Below are 7,576 nucleotides of genomic sequence, written 5' to 3' on the forward strand. Positions count from 1 at the left end.
TGCATACAAATTCATTTGCCGGTTGTAAGAACATGGAGCACGAAGTGCGGAATGTTCGTGTGCGAAATCGAGTAGGAGTCAGCCTGCTCGATTTGGATAAGAACTGGGTAGATACGAACTATTTGGTATTTTGGGGGCTATTGGGGTTATCTGGGCTATTGGGTTTGGGCGGTGTTAAGTGCCTGGCAACCGGTTTGAATAATTGTTCGCGAACAGACGTAACGGCAAGCGGGACGTATTTCCCGCGAGGGACCGGAATTAACAATTCTTCGCGGGTAGACGTAATGATCACCTGGGGAAATTAGCCGCGATTGGACCGGAAAGAGATAATGATGGTAAATAGGATGAATAAAGAGCGTGGGGTTAAGGTTGTAATTCAACCAGTAGCACTTAATGGACCTAAATCGGTTGATGTGCGGGAAGAATGTCTAGGAATGAGTTGCGTCAACTCGCGAACAAATTAGAACATCGACGTAACGGTGTCAATAAAGCTGGCATGAGTGTGCAACCGATATTGAGGAAATAAAACATTCCGGTGTAACGTGCTCCAAAAAGACAACATTACAGTTCAACCGATAGAAAAGCAAGTTCGCGGATAGACGTAACGGCCGCCGAAAAGCAATACCCGCAGAGGAATCGGAATGAACAATTCTTCGCGGATAGACGTAACGGCCGCCAAAAAGCAATACCCGCAGAGGAATCGGAATGAACAATTCTTCGCGGATAGACGTAACGGCCGCCAAAAAGCAATACCCGCAGAGGAATCGGAATGAACAATTCTTCGCGGATAGACGTAACGGCCGCCGAAAAGCAATACCCGCAGGGAACCAGTCTGAGAAGAAATAAAAAAGACCCTGCCAACAGGCAGAGCCAAAACATAGAACAAGCGGAGTCGGAGGGATTCGAACCCTCGTGCCCCGAAGGACAAACGCATTTCGAGTGCGCCTCATTACGACCACTTTGATACGACTCCATAACGCACAAAAACTCAAGTTTTCGCGCTTTTTCATTATACGAGCGCTATTCTCTTAAGTCAATAAACAGTTGTTGCTGGAGCGGTTATTGAGTATAATTAGTTAGTTGAAGTATGAAAATAAATGGGGATCTAAATGGCATACGTAGCTTTATATAGAAAGTTCAGACCGCCTGTCTTTGACGACGTCAAAGGTCAGGATCATATAGTGACAACGCTTAAGAATCAGATTAAATCCGACAGGATTGGACACGCATATCTGTTTTGTGGAACCAGAGGTACCGGTAAGACCTCGGTTGCCAAGATTCTTGCAAGAGCAGTTAACTGTGAGAACCCGCAGGACGGAAGCCCCTGTGGCGAGTGCCCTACCTGTAAAGCGATAGAGTCCGGTGCGGCAATGGGGAATGTTATTGAGATAGATGCTGCATCTAACAACGGCGTAGATAACATCCGTGAGATCATCGACGAGATCTCATATTCACCAACAGTTGGAAAATACAAGGTTTACATCATCGACGAGGTTCACATGCTCTCTACCGGCGCTTTTAATGCGCTGCTTAAGAGCCTTGAGGAGCCCCCGTCCTATGTAATATTCATTCTGGCAACTACTGAAGTACAGAAGATTCCGATCACCATTCTGTCCAGATGTCAGAGATACGATTTTCATAGAATCACCATCGACACCATCGCAGACAGGCTCCGCGAGGTCGTGGATAAGGAAGGCGTGAAGGTGGAGGACAAGGCCCTTCGCTATGTTGCGAAGGCAGCAGATGGCTCCATGCGTGATTCCCTAAGTCTCCTTGACCAGTGTATCGCCTTTAACTACGGCGAGGAGCTGACCTACGATAAGGTGCTTGGAGTCCTCGGCGCAGTTGACACCGCGATTTTCGGAAGGCTCTTTTCATACCTGATAGCTCAGGACGTCAGCAGTGCGCTGAATCTCTTATCCGAGATCGTAATCCAGGGCCGCGAGCTTACGCAGTTTGTCAGCGACTTCATTTGGTACCTGAGGAACCTGATGCTTGTCAGCACCTCCGATAATATGGAGGATGCGGTGGACATGTCCACTGACAATCTGAATGCATTAAAAGAGCTGGCGAAGAGCTCAGACATCGATACCATAATGCGATATATCAGAGTGTTCTCGGAGTTGTCCCAGAGCTTGCGCTTTGCGGCTCAGAAACGTATCCTTATAGAGGTTGCACTTATAAGACTCTGCAAGCCTCAGATGGATGAGGACACAGGCGCGATTCTTGATAGGCTCAGAATTCTCGAGGAACGAAGTGAGGAGATGGACGGTGTCCTTGGCGGCATTAAAAGTGGTCAGATAACCGTTAATGCTTCCGGAGCTGCCGGCGGTGGAGCACCTTCAGGAGCTGCACCCGAACCTCAGAAGGCTAAGGTTCTTGAGTCTGCGGTTGCAGAAGATGTAAAGCGTGTAGTTAACGAGTGGGGAAGAATCCTTGTGAAAATGGGTAATCCCATGCGTGTGTACCTTGAGAAGGCAGTCCTTTCCCAGGGCAATGATAACAAGCTTTTCATAGTGCTTGATAATAAGGAGCGCGTTGATAAGTACAACGATGAGCCCGGAAAGAGCGAACTTTCTGCAGTTATTGACGAAGCTATCGGTAAGCATGTAGAGTTTGAGATGCGCTTTGCGGATCGTGACAAGCCCATGGCAGAGCAGTACGTAAGCCTCAACAACATTCACTTCGACATTGTCACAGAGGAAGAAGTGGAGATGCCGGAATTCCCGGAGGACAGTCTTGGTGGAATGAATGCTATTTCTGCAGAAGTTCCAAATGAGGAACCTCAACAAGAAGGAGATGCTCCGGCAGAGACAGTATCTGTGCAGGAAGCTGAAGCTCCGGAAGAAGCAGCACCCTTACAGGAAGCTGAAGCCCCGGCAGAAGCAGCACCTATGGATGAACAATCCGACATCGAGAACTCCGGTGGAGATATCATCACAGGCATTGATGAGGACGACTACTACGATCAGCAGGCCATGAATTATGTGGAACCTGACTATGACCAGCAGGCCAGCGATGATGAGAATGCCTTTGAAGAGAAGGACACAGAAGACGACTAAAATAGCTTATTAACCATTTTTCAATATGAACAAGAGAAACAGGAGGAATTATAAATGGCAAAGAGAGGTGGATTCCCGGGCGGTATGCCGGGCAACATGAATAATCTTATGAAACAGGCGCAGCGCATGCAGCGTCAGATGGAGGAGAGCCAGAAGGAGCTCGAGACCAAGGAGTTTAAGGCAAGCGCAGGCGGCGGTGCAGTTGAAGCAACCGTTACAGGAAGTAAGAAGCTTACAGGCATCACAATCGCTAAGGATGCGGTTGATCCTGATGATGTAGAGATGCTGCAGGACATGATCGTAGCAGCGGTTAATGAGGCCATGGAGCAGGCAGAGAAGGCTCAGGGCGATATCATGGGCAAGATGACAGGCGGCCTTGGAGGTCTCGGAGGACTTCCGTTCTAATTAAAGTTACGTCTCGGAGGACTTTCATTTTAATGGATCTATACAGTGGACATATCAACAGACTGATCGACGAGCTCTCATCCCTTCCCGGGATTGGTGGTAAGTCGGCTCAGAGACTGGCTTTTTATATAATAGGACTTCCTAAGGACAGAGTAGAGAGACTCGCAAAGTCCCTCACCGATGCCAGGGAGAACGTGCATTACTGCAGCAAATGCTGCACACTTACGGACGATGAGATCTGTCCAATTTGTGCTAACGAAAAACGCGACCACCGCACAATCATGGTGGTTGAGAACACCAGGGATCTCGCAGCCTATGAAAAGACAGGGAAATACGAGGGAGTTTACCATGTGCTACATGGAGCGATTTCTCCCATGCTTGGCATAGGCCCCGGGGATATCAAACTTAAGGAACTGGTGCAGAGACTTCAGACAGACAATGTTGAGGAAGTCATAATCGCCACCAATTCCAGCTTAGAGGGCGAGACCACAGGAATGTATATAAGCAAACTCATAAAGCCGACAGGAATTAAGGTCACACGAATCGCCAGCGGAGTTCCCGTAGGCGGCGACCTTGAATATATAGACGAAGTAACGTTACTAAGAGCTTTAGAGGGCAGAACAGAATTATAACTAACAGAAAACAACTGCAACTTGAAGTGGAGGAAACAAAATGAGTGTGAAAAGAGAGTTTCTTGGAGAAACAAAAGACGGAGCACCTATTTACGGCTATCATATGACAAACGACCAGGGAATGGAGGTTTGTCTTATGAACTATGGCGCAGCTATCCGCAACATTTTTGTTAAGGATAAGAACGGTGAAAAGAGAGACGTGGTTCTCGGCTTTGAGAGCCCTGAGAATTATTTCGACAATCCGTGCTTTATTGGCGTTGTGGTTGGACCTGTCGCTAACAGAATCGGCGGAGCAGCTTATTCTATCGATGGAAAAGACTTCAAAATGGCTGTAAATGACGGCCCTAACAATCTTCACAGTGATTTCGACAACGGTTTTCATAAGAGAGTATGGGAGGCTGCTGAGACTGACAACAGCGTCACATTCACATTGAAATCAGAGGATGGTGATCTTGGATTTTCAGGAAACAGAGAGTTCTCAGTTACATACACTTTGACAGAGGACAACTCACTGATGCTTCACTATCATGCAACAAGTGATGCCAAGACACTTATCAACATCACTAACCACTGCTATTTCAATCTTCGCGGCCACGATGCCGGCACTATCACAGACCATGTAGCTCAGTTCAATTCAAGCAAGACTACTGTTGTAGGAAAAGGACTGATCCCCAATGGTGAGATTGCTGACGTTGAGGGCACTCCTTTTGATTTTAGAAAAGAGAAGGTCATCGGCCTTGAGATTGACGCTGATGATGAACAGCTAAGGCTCGGCGGCGGCTATGACCATAACTTTATTATCGACAACGCAGACGGCACAAGAAGAACCTTCGCTACTGTAACCTGTCCTGAATCCGGAATTACAATGCAGTGCTCAACGACACTTCCTGCATTCCAGTTCTACGCAGGTAACTGCCTCGATGCAGACGGCGGAAAAGACGGTGCAGTCTACAAGAATAGAGAAGGCTTCTGTCTTGAAACACAGATTTATCCGGATGCAATTCACCACAGCAACTTCCCGGATGCAGTGTTCGGACCGGAGCGCGAGTACGATTCAATGACCGTATATCGCTTTTTATAAGACAGATCTATTTTGGAAAAGAGTTTTAAATGGCAGAAGTCAAGGATTTCACCAAGTATTTAAAAAAATTACAGAAGAAAAATAATGATGATAGGGACGACAATCCCTTCGAGGCGTTAAACAGGGACTATGACTGGGATGAGGATCCTGACATCGCCGAATCAGGTGAGTACGACGGCTATCCTACCAAAGGCCCTACCTATCAGGAGCGCATAAGGAAGCACAGAATCGCAGTTGCCATAAGGACCGTGGTTGTCATTGCGGTAACCGCTCTTATAGTAGCAGGCGTATACGTCAGCTGGAGGGATAAGCATTTCACTGAGAGCAATATCACCTCATCTGTGAAAATCGCAGACGCTTCAGGTGCCAAAGCCATTAACCTCGCTGGCTACGTCCTCACCTACAGTAAAGACGGTGCAAGCTGCATCGACGGCAGTGGCCAGCAGCTCTGGAACCAGACCTACCAGATGCAGAATCCGACAATCCACACCTGTAAGGACGTGGTTGCGATCGGCGATTACAACGGACATAACATCTACGTAGCCAATACAGGCGGCGCCCTTGGGGAGATTGACACCAATCTTCCGATAAGAGACTTCTGTGTCGCGTCCCAGGGAGTTGTGGCAGCTGTTCTTGATGACAAGAATGTCACCTGGATATACCTTTTTGATCCAAGTGGCAAAGAGCTCGCCAGCTTCAAGACCACCATGCAGGACAGCGGATACCCAGTTGATATCTCAATATCACCCAGCGGTGAGCTGGTTTGCGTATCCTACCTCAAGGCGGACAGCGGCAAGCTCAAGACCAGTGTTGCGTTCTTCAATTTCGGCGACGTCGGACAGAACCTTGCGGATAACTACGCAAGTGGCTATGACTACCCGGATGTAGTAGTGCCCTACGTTCAGTTCATGAATGATTCCAAGATCTTCGCTGTTGCTGATGACAGACTCATGTTCTTTTCAGGAAAAGAGGTTCCTACCAGTCAGACAGAGAGCCTCACAGGAGATGAGGAGATCAAGTCGGTATTCTATAGTGACAACTATGTCGGAGTTGTTTTCGTAAATAATACTGATGAAGGTGCATACAGACTTCAGATCTACGGTGAGACCGGTAACCTTGATACTACCATATATTTCGATACGGAATACGTGGATGTTCTCTTCGACAACGGCCAGATAATCGTATACGGCGAGGATGAGTATATCCTGTATGATATGAAGGGTACAGAGAAATTCAGAGGCACCTTCGATCATGCAGTAAAGGTTATGGTACCTACTAATGTCAGAAGTAAGTTCCTTCTTGTTACCGAAAGATCACTCGATACACTTGAGCTAAAGTAATTATAAAGCCTTCTCCTTCTGGGAGAACTCAATACACTTGAGCCAAAGCAATTATATAGTCTTCTCCCTCTGGGAGAAGGTGTCAGCGAAGCTGACGGATGAGGGCAAGATATGAACATAATGGAATTTATTTCAACGCCGCAGGTGATTATTTCACTTGCGGTTTTAATTGTATTATTGTGGAGAATATCTATAGGCTATAGATTCGGACTTGTATCCGAGCTCATAGAGATCGCTTCCCTGGCAGTGGGCTTTGTTATCTTTACCCTTACGGCCGGTACTATCGGTAAGATTATGCACGGGGAAAATCTTCATATATTCAAAACAATAATTCAGCTTGCAATTGTTGTTTCTATATATAGAGTTATCACAGGAATTGCAAAAGGAACAAAAGGATCCGGAAAAGTACCTATATTAAGCAGTGCCAATAAGGTTCTCGGAGCGTGCTTTGGAGCGATTGAAACTTACATGTGGGTTATGCTGATACAACATATAGTGGGCTATAAAATCGACTCGGCAATTTCTTTTACAATTTCAAAAATTATTAGTTGCATTCGTATTTAAGGAGTGCTATAATCAATTTCGCTCACTTCGAGAGAGCATTATTTAAGAGCTGATAACTACTTATAATATTTCTCGAAACAAGCTATAAAAAATTTAAAAAAGTTCTTGACAGAAAGCTGCTGACATGATAATCTATCAGAGTTGCGGCTGACAAGCCAAGACAAAGCACATTGACAATGAAATAGTAATGCAACCCTGAAAATTCCAAAAAGAAATTTCAGAGAACAAAACAACCTAACTAAAGGTAAAACGGACAGAACAAAAGCCAAGCTTAAGTTCTGGTCAGACGAACGATCAAGTCACTTCGGTGATGAGATACATTTAAACGTGAGAGTTCGATCCTGGCTCAGGATGAACGCTGGCGGCGTGCCTAACACATGCAAGTCGAACGGAGATTTAACGCTGATGAGGCTTCGGCGGAATCTTGTTAAATCTTAGTGGCGGACGGGTGAGTAACGCGTGGGCAACCTGCCTCGTACTGGGGGATAACAG

At 46.5% G+C, this 7,576-nt stretch carries 5 protein-coding genes, 1 tRNA gene, 1 rRNA gene and 1 pseudogene; 7 read left to right on the forward strand and 1 reads right to left on the reverse strand.

Annotation, left to right across the window (positions count from 1 at the left end):
- Positions 1–887: 887 nt before the first annotated feature.
- Positions 888–973, reverse strand: a tRNA-Ser gene (locus tag G587_RS0116060).
- Positions 974–1,109: 136 nt separating this feature from the next.
- Between G587_RS0116060 and dnaX the strand changes: the two are divergent.
- From dnaX to G587_RS0116095, 7 genes and pseudogenes are all read left to right on the forward strand, one after another.
- A pseudogene (gene dnaX / locus G587_RS23160) lies at positions 1,110–2,705 on the forward strand (DNA polymerase III subunit gamma/tau); the annotation flags it as partial.
- 411 nt (positions 2,706–3,116) lie between these two features.
- Positions 3,117–3,467, forward strand: coding sequence for a YbaB/EbfC family nucleoid-associated protein (locus G587_RS0116070; protein ID WP_026493084.1), 351 nt, complete (start codon positions 3,117–3,119; stop codon positions 3,465–3,467).
- Positions 3,468–3,499: 32 nt separating this feature from the next.
- On the forward strand, positions 3,500–4,099 hold the full coding sequence (recR, locus tag G587_RS0116075; protein ID WP_026493085.1) for a recombination mediator RecR: 600 nt from the start codon (positions 3,500–3,502) through the stop codon (positions 4,097–4,099).
- Positions 4,100–4,139: 40 nt separating this feature from the next.
- Positions 4,140–5,180, forward strand: coding sequence for an aldose epimerase family protein (locus G587_RS0116080; protein ID WP_026493086.1), 1,041 nt, complete (start codon positions 4,140–4,142; stop codon positions 5,178–5,180).
- A gap of 29 nt (positions 5,181–5,209) precedes the next feature.
- Positions 5,210–6,520: a DUF5711 family protein gene (locus tag G587_RS0116085; RefSeq protein WP_026493087.1), complete on the forward strand. Its 1,311-nt coding sequence runs from the start codon at positions 5,210–5,212 to the stop codon at positions 6,518–6,520.
- A 111-nt stretch (positions 6,521–6,631) separates the two neighbouring features.
- Positions 6,632–7,084 (forward strand): CvpA family protein, encoded by a 453-nt coding sequence (locus tag G587_RS0116090; RefSeq protein ID WP_026493088.1) that lies wholly within the window; start codon positions 6,632–6,634, stop codon positions 7,082–7,084.
- 323 nt (positions 7,085–7,407) lie between these two features.
- Positions 7,408–7,576 (forward strand): 16S ribosomal RNA (locus G587_RS0116095); the annotation flags it as partial.

The organism is Butyrivibrio sp. XPD2002 (assembly GCF_000423945.1).
In the GTDB taxonomy this organism is placed as follows: Bacteria; Bacillota; Clostridia; order Lachnospirales; family Lachnospiraceae; genus Butyrivibrio.

What these genes read in the sequence shown, in the direction of transcription:
- G587_RS0116070 (WP_026493084.1), top strand. Translation starts at nt 3,117, where the DNA reads ATGGCAAAGAGAGGTGGATTCCCGGGCGGTATGCCGGGCAACATGAAT.
- recR (WP_026493085.1), top strand. Translation starts at nt 3,500, where the DNA reads ATGGATCTATACAGTGGACATATCAACAGACTGATCGACGAGCTCTCA.
- G587_RS0116080 (WP_026493086.1), top strand. Translation starts at nt 4,140, where the DNA reads ATGAGTGTGAAAAGAGAGTTTCTTGGAGAAACAAAAGACGGAGCACCT.
- G587_RS0116085 (WP_026493087.1), top strand. Translation starts at nt 5,210, where the DNA reads ATGGCAGAAGTCAAGGATTTCACCAAGTATTTAAAAAAATTACAGAAG.
- G587_RS0116090 (WP_026493088.1), top strand. Translation starts at nt 6,632, where the DNA reads ATGAACATAATGGAATTTATTTCAACGCCGCAGGTGATTATTTCACTT.